This is a genomic window from Labrys sp. Lb11, assembly GCF_057554225.1.
This window is the reverse complement of record NZ_BAAJOT010000006.1, coordinates 528,690-541,772: the sequence shown is the minus strand read 5'-3', so window position 1 is coordinate 541,772 and position 13,083 is coordinate 528,690. Positions and strand designations below refer to the sequence as shown.

Genomic DNA, 13,083 nt, shown 5'->3' with positions numbered 1-13,083 from the left:
CAAGCCCTGGACCATCCGGCGGAGAGCAGCGAATAGAGCCCAAGCTATTGCGGTCCGCCGCAAGGAAACATCACGATTCCGGGGCCCGAACTCGGAGCCGGCGACTTGATACTTGACGAACGCCCAGAGTTGCCGCATTGATCCCGCCATCGATCTCGGCCGGACGACTTGGCCCCGCGCATTTGGCAGTGCGCAAGCTAATGACCTTCCCTCGAATATCGACACTGTCTTTCACTTCCAAATAGGGTTCGTCATGAGCACGGGCACCGTCAAGTGGTTCAACTCCCAGAAGGGTTACGGGTTCATCCAGCCGGATGACGGCAGCAAGGATGTCTTCGTCCATATCAGCGCCGTCGAGCGGGCAGGCCTGTACGACCTTCGCGAAGGCCAGAAGGTCAGCTATGAGCTGGTCCAGGACCGTCGGTCCGGCAAGCTGGCTGCCGACAAGCTTCAGGCCGCCTGAGAGCTTTTCCTGTCGCGCCGCGTGGCGCATGCGACTATAAAGGCTGAAAGGGGTCGGGCCTCGGTCTGGCCCTTTTCGCATTCGCAACAATTGAAGGAGGACGTGCATTGCAGGTCTTGGTCCGCGACAACAACGTCGAACAGGCAATGAAGGCGCTGAAGCGCAAGCTGCAGCGGGAAGGCGTGTTCCGGGAGATGAAGCTCCGGAACGCTTATGAGAAGCCGTCGGAGCGCAAGGTGCGCGAGAAGGCGGAAGCGATCCGCCGCGCCCGCAAGCTTGCCCGCAAGCAGGCGCAGAAGGAAGGCCTGCTGCCGGCCCCGAAGCCGAAGGTGCCGCGCGGCGCCGCCGGGGCTCGTCCGGCCCCGCGTTGAACCGTCGGTAAAGTCCGCAGAGAACGGGCGCCCCTGGGCGCCCTTTCCTTTTGCGGAGGCCAGCGGCTCGCCACCAGCGCCTTCCGGAAGCCCTCCGAGAGTCAGGGCTCCTGCGGGGCGCCGGTCCGGTCGTCCGCCGATGGCCGCACGCTGTCGCCGGGTCGCACTGGGTCGAACAGCGGGAACAGCAGCACGCCGGCGACGAAGCCGCCGATATGCGCCTGCCAGGCGATGCTCTGATCCTCTCCCGCCAGGGACAGGGTGCCGACGCCGGCGATCAGGTTCGCGACGAACCACAGAGCGACGAACATGAGCACCCGCCGGTCGCGCAGAACGTCGCCGAGCGGCAGGGCCGGCACGCGGAACGCGGTGGCGCCGCGGACGCGGAACAGGCCGAGCGGCGCTCCGGGCTGGAACATGAAGCGGGTGGCGGCGGCCATGTGGCCGGATATGGCGGCGGACGCGCCGATGACCGGCATCGTATCGCCCCAGTGGAAGGCGAGATGCAGCGCCACGCCGGCGATGGCCGTGATCGCCGAGAAGGCCAGGAACCGCACGACGCCGAAGCGCCAGGCCACCGCCGAGCCGAAGGCCAGCATCCAGATGCCGTTGAAGATCAGGTGCGCCCAGTCGCCGTGCAGAAAGGCATAGGTCAGGAAGGTCCACAGGTCCGCCCCGGTTCCGCCCGGCAACACGAAACCCTGCAGCACCGACGCGTCGTAGCGCACCGGCAGGAAGGCGAACAGCAGCAGGATCCGCTCGTCGGTGGCGTCGGAGACGAAGGAGCGGACGAGGTGGATCAGCGTGAAGATCGCCAGGAGCGCAACGATCACGCCCGGCGCATTGATCGCCGGCTCGCGCGCGGCAGGCTCGACCGGAGGGCGCACCATTTCATTCATGATGCTCACTTAGGACCTGCCCGGCAGCTCCGCAACGCGAAAAAGAAGGGAGGGCCTGAGCCCTCCCCCACTGGCGATCCAGCGGCGCTTCGCGCCTGTCACGTCCCGCCTCCCCGGAGATCCGGAAAGTCTGCCGTGCCCGCGGACGCATCACCTGCCGAGGCCACGAAAGCTTGGAGCCCCGCCTTTGTGGCGCATTTGGCCGCCCGGCGCCACGTCAACCTTTCATTAACCTTAAGGATCTGCAAAGCTGTGGACGCTACCGGGCTCCGGCCTGTGGTGGCACGCCCGATGCTACGGTTACCGGACAGCAATGCGCTGGATCGAACAGTGTCCCGTTTTCGTACTGTTCATGACGGGAGCGTTGATCCTGGCAGACCTGGAAGCATGGTGACCATGACAATGAAGCACGCGGCAACGCGCGATCTCTACTGCTACTGGGACAATCTGCGCGGAGCGCGGATGGCCCCTGAGCGGGTAGACATCGACCCTGGCGCCATTCGCCGTGTCTTGGGCGATACCTTCATCATCGAAGTCGATGACCAGCGCAACTATCCCTATCGGCTTGCCGGAACACGGCTCTGCGCCTTGATGGGCCATGAGCTGCGCGGCCTGTCCATGCTCGGCATGTGGCGGGATGCGGACGCGGTGGAAATGACGCGCCTGCTCGCCGCGGTGTCCGACGATTCGGCCGCGGTCGTCGCCGGCATCGAGGCCGTCTCGAATCAGGGCCATACGCTGGAGCTGGAGCTGCTGCTGCTGCCGCTGCGCCATCATGGCAAGACCCATTCGCGCATTCTCGGCAGCCTGACGCCGGGCGATGTCCCATATTGGATCGGTGTGTGCCCGATCGAGCGCCTGGCCATCCACTCGATCCGCATCCTCTGGCCGTCGGCGCGCGGGCCGATCGCGGCCGCGCCGATCCCTCCGCCCCTGCCGCCGGGCATGCGCCGCTTCGGCCACCTGACCGTCGTCGACGGCGGACGGAGCTGAAAGCCGCGGCCCCGGCGTCCGGCTCGTCGATCAAGAGGTCATTAACCCTACCTTGCTAATGTCCCTGCGCTCTTCGGCCGCGAGGGGCCTTGGCCCAGGGCTTTGACTGATGATCGTGCAGCCGTTGTCCCTCGCCGAGGACCGTCGCAGATTCCAGCGGGTGAAGATCTCGCTGCTCGGCCGGTACATGCTCGAGAGCCGCCGCGAATATCCCTGCCAAGCCATCAACATGTCGCCCGGCGGCGTGGCGCTGGTGGCGCCGGTGGTCGGCAACCCCGGCGAGCGGGTGGTGTGCTACCTCGACCATGTCGGCCGGCTCGAGGGGCAGATCGTCCGCCACCTGACCAACGGCTTCGCCATGACCATCGCGGCCACGGCGCGCAAGCGTGAAAAATTCGCGGCGCAGCTCACCTGGCTCGCCAACCGCCATGTGCTCAATCTGCCGGAAGACCGCCGGCACGACCGCATCGTGCCGAAAAATCCGCGCACGACCCTGACCTTGTCCAGCGGCGTCGTGCATCCCTGCCGCGTCATCGACATGTCCCTCTCCGGCGCCGCTGTCGCCACCGAGCTCAAGCTCGAGATCGGCAGCGCCGTGATGCTCGGCCGGATGCAGTCCAATGTCGTGCGCCACTTCGAGGGCGGCATCGGCATCGAGTTCCGCACCCAGCAATTGCCGAGCGTCCTCGAAGCCGAATTCGGCGGGCTCTGAGTCGACGGGCCGGCCCTCGCCGGCTATCGTGCGCGAGCCTGCCGCCCGACTCGTGGTTAACGCGCCATCTCTATTGTCTTACCAGACACTTGCGTTCATCGCTCAAAACTCCGCATCGACCTTTCTGCGGCATCAAAACATTCGTGTCATAACTGTGGCCATCGAGAACAGGGGACGTTTCCGATGGTTGAGTTGCGTACCAGCGTCGTGGTGGGGATCGCGATGCTGCTCATGGGTCTGTGCGGCGCGGTTGCGCCGGCGGCCGCCGCCGGCAAGGCGACGCCGGTCTATGCGCCGGTCGGCGAGGTGACGTCGACGCCCTCTGGATATGCGCAGTTCTGCCAGATCAACCCGCAGGATTGCCGGCCGGAGGAGCAGGAGGCCCGCGACGTGGTGCTGTCGAAGGCGGCGTGGCGCGACCTCAATGCGGTGAACGACCAGGTCAACCGGGCCGTCGAGCCGGTGACCGATCAGGACAATTACGGCCGCGAGGAATGGTGGGCCTATCCCACCAACGGCAAGGGCGACTGCGAGGACTATGTCCTGCTCAAGCGCAAGCTGCTGGTCGACGCCGGCTGGCCGCGCTCGGCCCTGCTGATCGCGGTGGTGCGCGACAAGAAGGGCGCCGGCCATGCCGTGCTCATGGTCAAGACCGACAAGGGCGAGTTCGTGCTCGACAACCAGGAAAACCGCATCCTGGCCTGGCAGGATACCGGCTACCGCTATGTGAAGCGCCAGTCGCAGACGAACCAGAACGTCTGGGTCTCGCTCGGCGACACGCAGACGACCGCGATGGTGGCGGCCGGCCAGTAGGACCATCCTCCGGCGGCGGGCTTCGCTCCCCCGCCGCGCCCGAGACATGGCGGATCCGGTCACGTCCCCATCCCCGTCCCCAAGGACCGGATTTTGCCAGGCCGGCGTCTCCCCAGACGCCGGCTTCTTCGTTTCGCCGCCGCGCTTCAGCCGGCCGCGACCTCGACCAGCCCCTTCGCGTAGCGCTTCCAGTTCTCGGCATAACCTGCTGCCGAACGCAGAAGTTTGGCCACCGCCTCCTCGTCCAGCGGCCGGATCAGCCGGGCCGGCGCGCCGACGATGAGCGAGTGGTCGGGGAAGGTCTTGCCCTCGGTCACCAGCGCATTGGCGCCGACGAGGCAGCCCTTGCCGATGACGGCGCCGTTCAGCACGGTCGCGCCCATGCCGATCAGCGTGCCGTCGCCGATGGTGCAGCCGTGCAGGATGGCCTTGTGGCCGACCGTACAATCCTGGCCGATGGTCAGGGGGAAGCCCCAGTCGGAATGCAGCACCGCGCAATCCTGGATGTTGGTGCGGTCGCCGATGCGGATGACCTCGTTGTCGCCACGCGCCACGGCATTGAACCAGAAGCTGACGTCGCGCCCGACGGCAACGTCGCCGATCAACTGCGCGCCCGGCGCCAGCCAGAACTCGCCCGGCGCCGGCAGGACCGGCGCCCGCCCGTCAAGTGCATAAACCGGCATGATCTCTCCCCTCGCCGCTTCGCGGGCCCGGCGCTATGGCCGCTCCCGGACGTCATGACCGATGTCGCGGCGCCGCCAGCCGGCGGGCGCGTACACCATCCGTCATCCATAGGCTCAAATTTCCGCGAGGCAACCGTGCCGGCGGCTACCAGGGCAGGTTGCGCATGACCGACACGACCACCGTGCCGGACATCAGGCTCCAGAAGCAGGCCAGGACGGTGGCGACCATTGCATATTCGAAGCGACGACGCTCGATCATCCGGCCGCGGATGGTGTTGCGCATGATCACGAACGGCGCGCCGAACGTGAGGAGCGGCACCGAGACCAGGGCCGAGCCCGTCTGCTCGCTCAGGAGGCGGAAGCTGAGCGGCTTGCTCGCCCAGGCCTGGTAGGCGCTCGCCAGCAAGCCGGCGACCGCGAACCCGAGCAGAACGGCGTAGATGTTGGCGGCGGCTTCGGGCGGCATTGGGCGCGATCCCCGGTCGGACGGTTCGGTGAACGAACCGTTACCCGGCGAGGCGCCGCCCGCGCAATGAAAGCGTTAAGAAAGGGTTAACAGCGAATGCCGCCTTTGAATCGATTATTCCAGATCGATGTCGAGGATGGCCATGTGGAAATCATAGGAGGTTTCGCCATCCTCCTTGTCCTCGGAGATGATGCCGATGGCCTCCTCGCCGATATAGACCTCGGCGCTGTCGGTCTTGCGGGCGCGCGGCACCACGCGGATCGTCGCATTGCCGAAGGTGCGCCGCAGGTAGCCCTCGACGCGCTGCATGTCTTTCTTGTCCATGGCCCGGCCCTTGTCCGCTTGAAGGCCGGAGAACCCCTCCGGCGGGGGCCGAGCGTTTGCCATGCCCAGCGCCGCGCCGCAAGGCTGCGGGGGCACGCAGCGGCGCTTTTGCACGCCGGCATGACGGCGGCCGGCGCGCCGCGACGGCGGCGTCAGCCCGCGGGCCCGTCGAGCAGCCGGCGGAAAGCCCGCCGCATCTCGGCGGTCCCGTCCCTGTCGTACCAGCGGCCATGCGGGTCGGAAACGGCATCTTCGGCCACGGCATGCCGAAGCGGACCAGCGGCCCGTCGACACCCCGGACATCGCCGGCGACGGGCTTCGGCGTGTCGAGCGGACAGCAGCTGCCGCCCGGCTCGTGTGCCCATGGCCCGGCTCCGACGGGAGAGCCCGCCGGACGCGCCGTCAGAGCCCCACGTCGTGCCAGAACGGGTCGTTCAGCAGCGGCTCGTGCAGGATCTGGTCCATGGAGCGCGACGGCTCGGCACACCCCGCCTCGCCCACCACCCGGGCCGGCACGCCGGCGACCGTGGTGTTGCGCGGCACGGGCTTGAGCACCACCGAGCCCGCCGCGACGCGCGCGCACCGGCCGACCTCGATATTGCCGAGCACCTTGGCGCCGGCGCCTATCAGCACGCCGCGCCGGATCTTGGGATGCCGGTCGCCGCTCTCCTTGCCGGTGCCGCCGAGCGTCACGCCCTGCAGGATCGAGACATCGTCCTCGATCACCGCGGTCTGGCCGATGACGATGCCGGTGGCGTGGTCGAAGAAGACGCCGCGGCCCATCGGCACGGCCGGGTGGATGTCGACCTGGAACACCGCGGAGCCGCGGCTCTGCAGGTAGAGGGCGAAGTCCCGTCGCCCGGCGTTCCACAGCCAATGGGCCAGGCGATGCGTCTGGATGGCGTGGAAGCCCTTGAAATAGAGGATGGGCTCGATGAAGCGCGTCGCCGCCGGGTCGCGATCGACCACCGCGCCGATATCGATACGGAAGGCGGCGCCGATGTCCGGATCGGCCTCGAGCGCCTGGGCGTAGGCCTGGGCGATCAGCGTCGCCGGCACGTCGGCATGGTCGAGGCGGGAGGCGACGCGCTGCACCACCGCCGCCTCCAGCGAGCCCAGTTGCAGGATGTTGGCGAACATGAAGCTGGAGATCTGGGGCTCGGCATGGGTGGCCGCATCGGCCTCATCGCGCACCCGGCTCCAGACAGGGTCGACCACGTCCAGGCGATGGTTGGTGATGCGCTTGGCTTGGTTCATGAAACACCTCCCGCAGGCTGTGCGGATCGCAAGGGGCGTTGTCTAGCATAGGTCGAAGGCGGCTGGAACAGCGTTGACGCATCGCACAATCCAGCCGCATGCCGGCCTTGCGCTCAACGCCGGCGAGCGCCGAGGGCAGCGATCGCCGCCTGGACCGTCGCCACCACGTGGTCGCGCTCCTCGCCGACCAGGGGCAGGCGCGGCACCCGGGTCCATTCCGGCGCTCCGCAGCCGACGCGCTTGAACGGCGACCGCATGGGCGACGCCGGGCTAGCGGGGCTCGCGCAGCATCGGGAACAAAGGCGGTGAATCGCCTGATCGAATTTCTCCCAACACCCGAAAGCCGTGGCGCTCATAGAGGGACCGATTGGCCGGGCTGGTTGCTTCCAGATAGGCGGGGTGATGATCGCGGTCGCAGGCAGTCAGCGCGTGCCGCAGCAACCGCGATCCCAATCCCCTGCCCTGAAAGATTGGATCAACCCCGATCAAAGGAAGGTACCAATGGGGTTCGCGAGGATGGAAACCGGCCATCTGCTCGAACAGAGACAGCACTTCGCCGAGCCTGGGCTCGACCATGTTTTGCTTGAAGAGTTCGCCGATCTGCTCATCGTCGGGTTGAACTCCGGGAGGCAGCCACTGCGCGACACCGAGGAAGTCGCCGATGACATAGGCCGTGCCGTGGTCATGGGACTTGCCGCCAAGCAGCGTCACCAATGGCATGAACGTATTGACGTACTGAAGCGCGTCGGGCCAGGCCCATCGTGCCGCCGGATCGGTGCTGAAGGCCATCGTCATGACAGCTTCACACCGATCCTCGCCCGACCTGGCAACAGCGCGAACGTCCGGAGCGCCTGTCGCTGGCGGGTCACGCCGATCGGGATGCGGGATCGACGGTGATCGGGTCGTGGCAATGGAAACATGGGTCATGGCGTCCTCCTTCAGGGAGAGAATGACACCGCCGCCCGCTCAGGTCCTTCGCGCAACCTGAAGTGTCCTGAAGTCTGCCTGAAGTTCGCCTTCACGACCGTTTGCGGTTATCCTGCCCCGGTCTCCCCGGAGGCGGACCGGATGGACTTGGAGTTCGGGAACTATCGGCTGAAGCGTGCCGGCCGGTCGCTGATCGGGCCTGATGGCCCGGTGGAGCTTTCGGCGCGATCCTTCGACATTCTCGACACGCTGCTGGGCAAGCCGGACGAGGTGGTCGACAAGGCGCATCTGTTCAACGCCGTCTGGCCCGGCATGGTGGTGGAGGAAAACACCCTGCAGGTCCACGTCTCGGCGCTGCGCAGGGCGCTTCCCCCCGGCATGATCACGACGGTGCACGGCCGCGGCTACAAATATGCCGGCCCCAGGCCCTCGCCGGCTGCCGCACAACCCCAGGAGAAGCGCAGGCCGTCGATCGCCGTTCTGCCCTTCGACAATATGAGCGGCGACCCGGAGCAGGACTATTTCAGCGATGGCATCACCGAAGACATCATTGCGGAGCTCAGCAAGTTCAAGGATTTCCTGGTTATTGCCCGAAACTCCTCCTTCCGGTTCCGCGGCAAGGCGAATGACCTGGCCGAGGTGGCGAAGAAGCTCGGCGTCGAGTATGTCGTCGAAGGCAGCGTACGGAAGGCCGCCAACCGGATCCGGGTGAGCGTACGGCTCATCGACGCGTCTTCGACGGCGCACGTCTGGGCGGAGCACTACGATCGCGAGCTCGACGATATCTTCGCCATCCAGGACGAAATCACCCAGATGATTTCGGCGCGCCTGGCCCGGCAGGCCAGGGCCGCGATCGCCTCGCGCACCAGGGTTCGCCCGACCGGCAACCTGTCTGCCTATGAAAGTTACCTCCGGGCCCTGCAGCTTGCCGGCCAATATGACACGGTGATCCAGGCGGAACCCTTTTTGCAGAGAGCCGTCGAACTGGACCCTGAATTTGCCGGCGCGCGCGCCGTGCTGAGCTTCGTCGAGTCGATCAAATTCTGGTGGTCGTACGACCCCCGGCATCTGGAATCCGGATTGCGGATCGCAAAAGCCGCGCTGCAGCTTGATCCCGAGGAGGCCTACGGGCACCTCGCCACCGGCTTTGCTCTGACGTTCATGCGCCGGTTCCGGGAAGCCGAAACAGGCCTTGACCGCGCCGTCGCCTTGAACCCGAATGACCCGTTCATCCTCAGCTTCCGCGCGCTCCTGCTCAACTATGTCGGCAGGTACGACGCCGCGCTCGATGAACTGGAACAGGCGCGGCGACGCGACCCGTTCGCCGTGGGATGGTTCGAGGATTTCCTCGGCATCATCCTGACGAACGCCGGACGCTATCGTGAGGCGCTCGCCAGCTTCGCCAAACTGTCGACGGCGACATCCTGGTCGCTTGTCTATTTCACGATCTGCAATGCCGAGTTGGGCGAAACGAGACTGGCCGAAGCCACCCTTGAAAAAATCAAGTCATCCTACCCCCAATTTCCCGGCATTACGCTCGACGATATCCTGAAGGAGGAAGTCGTTCACGAAGATCCCGCCGTCCTCGCTCGCTATCGCGCGATCCTGAGGCGCATCGACAAGGAAGAATGAACCTCGCCTCGGCTGCGGCCCTGCCGCCATGTCCGCCTCCCCTCGACCGCCCTTCTGCGAATATGCCGGCCCGGCCGATCCGGCGGGGCGACGCCGCGGCGTCCGGTCCGGAGGGTCGTTTCGTCAGAGGCCGCGCTCGGCCAGGAATGCCAGCACGCCTTGCTTGTAGACCTTGTCGCCGACCGCCGGATTGTGGTCGCGCCCGGGGATGTCGAGCACAGAGGCGTCCGGCATCAGCGCCGCCAGCGGCCGGGCCTCGCCGGCGATGCGGTCGCGGGTGCCGATGGCGACCAGCACGGGCTGGTCGATGCGCCCGACCTCCTCGGCCGTCAGCGTCTGGCGCGAGCCGCGGATGCAGGCGGCCAGGGCCCGCCGGTCGGCCCTGGTCTGGTCGGCGAAGGCGCGGAACATCCGCCCCATCTCGTCGCCGACATCGGCGAGCGACGGCGCCTCCATGGCATCGGCGATCGTCGTCGGCAGGCCGACGCCCTCGACGAGGTGGATGCCGAGGCCGCCGAGGATCACCGCATCGACCAGTTCCGGCCGCGCCAGCGCCAGGAAGGCCGAGATGCGCGCGCCCATCGAATAGCCCATCACCGGCGTGCGGGCGACGCCGAGATGGTCGAGCAGGGCGGCCGCGTCGCCGGCCATGCGGGCGGTGTGGTAGTCGGCGGGATCATAGAGCTTGGTCGAAGCGCCGTGGCCGCGATTGTCGAGGGCGATCACCCGCCGGCCGGCCCGCTTCAGCGTCTCGACCCAGCCGGTGCCGACCCAGTTGACCGACAGGCTGGAGCCGAAGCCGTGCACCAGCAGGATCGGCGCGCCCTCGCCCTCGTCGATATAGGCCAGTTCCACGGCCCCGTTGGCGAACACCGGCATCGCACCATCCCCGCGACTGTCTGCGGCGGGGCTGCGGCCCCGTCGACGAAATCCCGACTAGGCCCTACCCTATCCGCCTCCGCCCCGCTATGGTCGCCGCGCAAACCAGACTGCGGAACCACACATGGCCGATCACGCGATCCCCCATTTCCAGAACGACCCCGGCGTGCCGAGCATCCGGGTCGGCGCGCGCGAATTCATGTGCATGGGCGCCAGCCCCCCGTTCGACCATCCGCACATCTTCCTCGACATGGGCTCGGACGACGAGATCATCTGCTCCTACTGCTCGACGCTGTACAAGCACGACCCGAAGCTCGGCGGCCACGAGGCCGACCCGCCGTCCTGCGCCGTCGCCGCCTGATCCGGTGACGCGTCCGCGCATCGTCCTGGCCGGTGCCGGGATCGGCGGACTGACGGCGGCGCTGGCGCTGGCACGTCGTGGCTTTCCCGTCGCGGTCTACGAGCAGGCGCAGGCCCTCGAGGAGGCCGGCGCCGGCATCCAGCTTTCTCCGAACGCCACGCGCGTCCTGATCGGGCTCGGCCTCGGCCCGGCCCTCGCCGACCATATGGTCGAGCCCGAGGCGGTGGTGGTGCGGCGCGGCACCGACGCCGAGCCGATCGTGCACATACCGCTCGGCGACATGCGCCGCCGCTGGGGCGCCCCCTATGGCGTGATCCACCGCGCCGACCTGCAGGCCACGCTGCTGGCCGCCGTCCGCCGAGAACCGGGCATCGCCCTCACCCTGGGCGCCAGGGCCGCGTCGGTGACACAGACAGCCGGCAGCGTGCGGGTGGGCATCGAACGCGGCGAGGACCGCTCCAGCGTGGAGGCCGCGGTTCTGGTCGGCGCCGATGGCCTGTGGTCGAGGGTTCGGGCCGGACTCGGCTGGGGAACGCCCCCCGTCTTCTCCGGCAAGCGGGCCTGGCGTGCCGTGCTGCCGCGGCACGACCTGCCGGACTGGCTGGCCGCCCCGGTCACCACGCTCTGCCTGGGCGCCGAAGCCCATCTCGTCTTCTATCCCGTGCGCGGCGGCGCTGCGCTCAACGTCGTGGCGGTGCTGCATGACGGCGACGCCAGCCCCGGCTGGTCGGAGCCGCGGACCGGCGCCGTGCTGGCCGACCGGCTCGCCGGCTGGTCGGCCGGGATCCGCAAGGTGCTGGAGGGATGCGAAGCCTGGCGCAGCTGGCCGCTGTTCGAGCGCCCACCCGATCCGGCCATGGCGCAGGGGCGCATCGCCCTGCTCGGCGACGCGTCGCACCCGATGCTGCCCTTCATCGCCCAGGGCGGCGGCATGGCGATCGAGGATGCCGCCGAGCTCGCCGTCCGGCTCGACGGGAGCGAGGGCGACATGCCGGCCCGCCTCGCCGCCTATTCCCGGAGCCGTGCCCCGCGCGTCGCCCGCGTCCAGCGCGAGGCCCGGACCAACGGGATGCGCTACCATTGGCGCGGGCCGCTTGCCCGGGCCCGCGACCTCGGCCTGCGCCTGGCCGGCGGACGGGCGCTGCTGCGCCGCTACGACTGGCTCTACGGCTGGACACCGCCGGCCTGAGGGCGGAAGCCGGCTGCCCCGCCGGGCGATACACCGGCGCCAGGCTTCGTTCCCCGAAGACGAGCCCGAGACGAGAGGCCTCGCCCCCGTCTCACGCAGGGATGGAATCGGCGGCTTGCGGGATCGACGGCCCCGCCCCCGGAGGACCCTCCCCCTTCCCTCTGGGAGCGTATGCGGTGACTGCCCTGCCTTGTTAGACAGTTATCAATCATTTAAAAATATTATACATTGGAAGCATAATCGACTCTGCGCAGAAGCATCTCCGCATTGAGAGGTCCGACCTTGGATGCAAGAATTCTGGAGATCGTCTCTGACACCACGGTGTCGATCTGCAGGACGCAGACGAAGGATGAGCTTGTACGGGCAGTCGGCTCCGGATTTTGTGCCCTTGGCTTCGGCAGCTTCAGCCTCAGTTGTCACAAGGCGAACAAGCACGAACTTGCCCTGGACCCGACGCTCAGCACCTGGCCTGCGTCATTCGTAGCCGAATATGAACGTCGGAACTGGGCCGACTGGAATCCCAACCTCGCACGCGCAGCCGCCGTCGACGAGACCTTCAGCTGGAATATCGAAGAACGGCACGGCAATCCGAAAGAGCAAAGCTATATCGACTTCCTCATGAGCACGCCGTTGCAAGGCGGCCTTTCCATCCCGCTTGCCCACAGGCCGGGCAGGCTCAGCTCGGTCTCGGTGGAGTCGCACAAGGCGCGGCATTTCAGCCCGGCCATCGTCAGTGCCGCCACCGTCCTTGCCAATGCGACACAGATGAAGGCGGAAGCGCTGGGTCTTTGCCCGGAGATCTCCACCGACGAGAGCCTGCATTTGCGTGCCCTCTCCCCGGCACAGGCGGAAATCCTGAAATGGGTATCCGAGGGCAAGTCGAACACCGACATCGCGACGATCACCGGTCTTTCGGAACGAGCCGTGAAGTATCATCTCGGCGAGATTCTCCGCAAACTCGGCGTCGCCACGCGCGCGCAAGCCGCCGCCCTCCACGTCAACCGCCGTTGGAGCGAGAAAGGCGAAGGACCATTCATGCCTTCGGCCGCAGCTTCATAGGTCGGCCAGCCGCGGCCCCGCGCCGACGAACCACTCCCTTGCCCGCCCCCGCATG

17 protein-coding genes are annotated in these 13,083 nt (G+C 67.3%); 9 read left to right on the top strand and 8 right to left on the bottom strand.

The window, feature by feature from the left end; all coding sequences use genetic code 11:
- The first annotated feature begins 253 nt into the window (after window positions 1-253).
- Both AC27L4_RS24620 and rpsU read left to right on the top strand, forming a co-directional pair.
- Window positions 254-463 (top strand): cold-shock protein, encoded by a 210-nt coding sequence (locus AC27L4_RS24620; protein ID WP_487145136.1) that lies wholly within the window; start codon window positions 254-256, stop codon window positions 461-463.
- A 107-nt stretch (window positions 464-570) separates the two neighbouring features.
- Window positions 571-834 carry a 30S ribosomal protein S21 gene (rpsU, locus tag AC27L4_RS24615; RefSeq protein ID WP_487145134.1) on the top strand — a complete coding sequence of 88 codons (264 nt, stop codon included), beginning with the start codon at window positions 571-573 and terminating at the stop codon, window positions 832-834.
- 101 nt (window positions 835-935) lie between these two features.
- Here the strand turns inward: rpsU and AC27L4_RS24610 are convergent, their stop codons facing one another.
- Window positions 936-1,733 carry a rhomboid family intramembrane serine protease gene (locus AC27L4_RS24610; RefSeq protein WP_487145248.1) on the bottom strand — a complete coding sequence of 266 codons (798 nt, stop codon included), beginning with the start codon at window positions 1,731-1,733 and terminating at the stop codon, window positions 936-938.
- Window positions 1,734-2,063: 330 nt separating this feature from the next.
- On the opposite strand from AC27L4_RS24610, the gene AC27L4_RS24605 reads away from it, so the two are divergent.
- The 3 genes from AC27L4_RS24605 (at window position 2,064) to AC27L4_RS24595 (ending at window position 4,251) form a co-directional block, all read left to right on the top strand.
- Window positions 2,064-2,726, top strand: a complete 663-nt coding sequence (locus tag AC27L4_RS24605; RefSeq protein WP_487145133.1) for a PAS domain-containing protein — start codon at window positions 2,064-2,066, stop codon at window positions 2,724-2,726.
- Between the two features lie 109 nt (window positions 2,727-2,835).
- Entirely contained in the window at window positions 2,836-3,438 is a 603-nt protein-coding gene (locus AC27L4_RS24600; RefSeq protein WP_487145132.1) for a PilZ domain-containing protein, read from the top strand.
- 183 nt (window positions 3,439-3,621) lie between these two features.
- Window positions 3,622-4,251, top strand: coding sequence for a transglutaminase-like cysteine peptidase (locus tag AC27L4_RS24595; RefSeq protein ID WP_487145131.1), 630 nt, complete (start codon window positions 3,622-3,624; stop codon window positions 4,249-4,251).
- Between the two features lie 146 nt (window positions 4,252-4,397).
- Here the strand turns inward: AC27L4_RS24595 and AC27L4_RS24590 are convergent, their stop codons facing one another.
- The 6 genes from AC27L4_RS24590 to AC27L4_RS24565 form a co-directional block, all read right to left on the bottom strand.
- A complete protein-coding gene (locus AC27L4_RS24590) occupies window positions 4,398-4,934 on the bottom strand; it encodes a gamma carbonic anhydrase family protein (protein WP_487145130.1) in 537 nt (178 codons plus the stop codon).
- Between the two features lie 145 nt (window positions 4,935-5,079).
- Entirely contained in the window at window positions 5,080-5,400 is a 321-nt protein-coding gene (locus AC27L4_RS24585; protein ID WP_487145129.1) for a DUF6949 family protein, read from the bottom strand.
- Window positions 5,401-5,514: 114 nt separating this feature from the next.
- Complete coding sequence (locus AC27L4_RS24580) at window positions 5,515-5,724, bottom strand: DUF3126 family protein (protein WP_487145128.1); 210 nt, start codon at window positions 5,722-5,724, stop codon at window positions 5,515-5,517.
- A gap of 402 nt (window positions 5,725-6,126) precedes the next feature.
- Window positions 6,127-6,981, bottom strand: coding sequence for a serine O-acetyltransferase (gene cysE, locus AC27L4_RS24575; RefSeq protein ID WP_487145127.1), 855 nt, complete (start codon window positions 6,979-6,981; stop codon window positions 6,127-6,129).
- Between the two features lie 113 nt (window positions 6,982-7,094).
- Window positions 7,095-7,238, bottom strand: coding sequence for a hypothetical protein (locus tag AC27L4_RS24570; RefSeq protein WP_487145125.1), 144 nt, complete (start codon window positions 7,236-7,238; stop codon window positions 7,095-7,097).
- Window positions 7,239-7,251: 13 nt separating this feature from the next.
- The gene (locus AC27L4_RS24565) at window positions 7,252-7,908 is read right to left on the bottom strand and encodes a GNAT family N-acetyltransferase (protein ID WP_487145124.1); all 657 of its coding nucleotides are present in this window, start codon (window positions 7,906-7,908) and stop codon (window positions 7,252-7,254) included.
- 141 nt (window positions 7,909-8,049) lie between these two features.
- Here AC27L4_RS24565 and AC27L4_RS24560 point away from each other — a divergent pair, with 141 nt between their 5' ends.
- Complete coding sequence (locus AC27L4_RS24560; protein WP_487145123.1) at window positions 8,050-9,540, top strand: winged helix-turn-helix domain-containing tetratricopeptide repeat protein; 1,491 nt, start codon at window positions 8,050-8,052, stop codon at window positions 9,538-9,540.
- 123 nt (window positions 9,541-9,663) lie between these two features.
- Here the strand turns inward: AC27L4_RS24560 and AC27L4_RS24555 are convergent, their stop codons facing one another.
- Window positions 9,664-10,419, bottom strand: a complete 756-nt coding sequence (locus AC27L4_RS24555) for an alpha/beta fold hydrolase (protein ID WP_487145122.1) — start codon at window positions 10,417-10,419, stop codon at window positions 9,664-9,666.
- A gap of 124 nt (window positions 10,420-10,543) precedes the next feature.
- On the opposite strand from AC27L4_RS24555, the gene AC27L4_RS24550 reads away from it, so the two are divergent.
- The 3 genes from AC27L4_RS24550 (at window position 10,544) to AC27L4_RS24540 (ending at window position 13,028) form a co-directional block, all read left to right on the top strand.
- Window positions 10,544-10,780, top strand: a complete 237-nt coding sequence (locus AC27L4_RS24550; protein WP_487145120.1) for a zinc-finger domain-containing protein — start codon at window positions 10,544-10,546, stop codon at window positions 10,778-10,780.
- A 4-nt stretch (window positions 10,781-10,784) separates the two neighbouring features.
- A complete protein-coding gene (locus tag AC27L4_RS24545) occupies window positions 10,785-11,969 on the top strand; it encodes an FAD-dependent monooxygenase (protein WP_487145119.1) in 1,185 nt (394 codons plus the stop codon).
- 282 nt (window positions 11,970-12,251) lie between these two features.
- Window positions 12,252-13,028, top strand: coding sequence for a helix-turn-helix transcriptional regulator (locus AC27L4_RS24540; protein WP_487145118.1), 777 nt, complete (start codon window positions 12,252-12,254; stop codon window positions 13,026-13,028).
- Window positions 13,029-13,083 lie beyond the last annotated feature (55 nt).

Coding starts and splice junctions, on each gene's coding strand:
- AC27L4_RS24620 (WP_487145136.1), top strand. CDS start 254: ATGAGCACGGGCACCGTCAAGTGGTTCAACTCCCAGAAGGGTTACGGG.
- AC27L4_RS24610 (WP_487145248.1), bottom strand. CDS start 1,733: ATGAATGAAATGGTGCGCCCTCCGGTCGAGCCTGCCGCGCGCGAGCCG.
- AC27L4_RS24600 (WP_487145132.1), top strand. CDS start 2,836: ATGATCGTGCAGCCGTTGTCCCTCGCCGAGGACCGTCGCAGATTCCAG.
- AC27L4_RS24595 (WP_487145131.1), top strand. CDS start 3,622: ATGGTTGAGTTGCGTACCAGCGTCGTGGTGGGGATCGCGATGCTGCTC.
- AC27L4_RS24590 (WP_487145130.1), bottom strand. CDS start 4,934: ATGCCGGTTTATGCACTTGACGGGCGGGCGCCGGTCCTGCCGGCGCCG.
- AC27L4_RS24585 (WP_487145129.1), bottom strand. CDS start 5,400: ATGCCGCCCGAAGCCGCCGCCAACATCTACGCCGTTCTGCTCGGGTTC.
- AC27L4_RS24580 (WP_487145128.1), bottom strand. CDS start 5,724: ATGGACAAGAAAGACATGCAGCGCGTCGAGGGCTACCTGCGGCGCACC.
- cysE (WP_487145127.1), bottom strand. CDS start 6,981: ATGAACCAAGCCAAGCGCATCACCAACCATCGCCTGGACGTGGTCGAC.
- AC27L4_RS24570 (WP_487145125.1), bottom strand. CDS start 7,238: ATGCGGTCGCCGTTCAAGCGCGTCGGCTGCGGAGCGCCGGAATGGACC.
- AC27L4_RS24565 (WP_487145124.1), bottom strand. CDS start 7,908: ATGACCCATGTTTCCATTGCCACGACCCGATCACCGTCGATCCCGCAT.
- AC27L4_RS24560 (WP_487145123.1), top strand. CDS start 8,050: ATGGACTTGGAGTTCGGGAACTATCGGCTGAAGCGTGCCGGCCGGTCG.
- AC27L4_RS24555 (WP_487145122.1), bottom strand. CDS start 10,419: ATGCCGGTGTTCGCCAACGGGGCCGTGGAACTGGCCTATATCGACGAG.
- AC27L4_RS24550 (WP_487145120.1), top strand. CDS start 10,544: ATGGCCGATCACGCGATCCCCCATTTCCAGAACGACCCCGGCGTGCCG.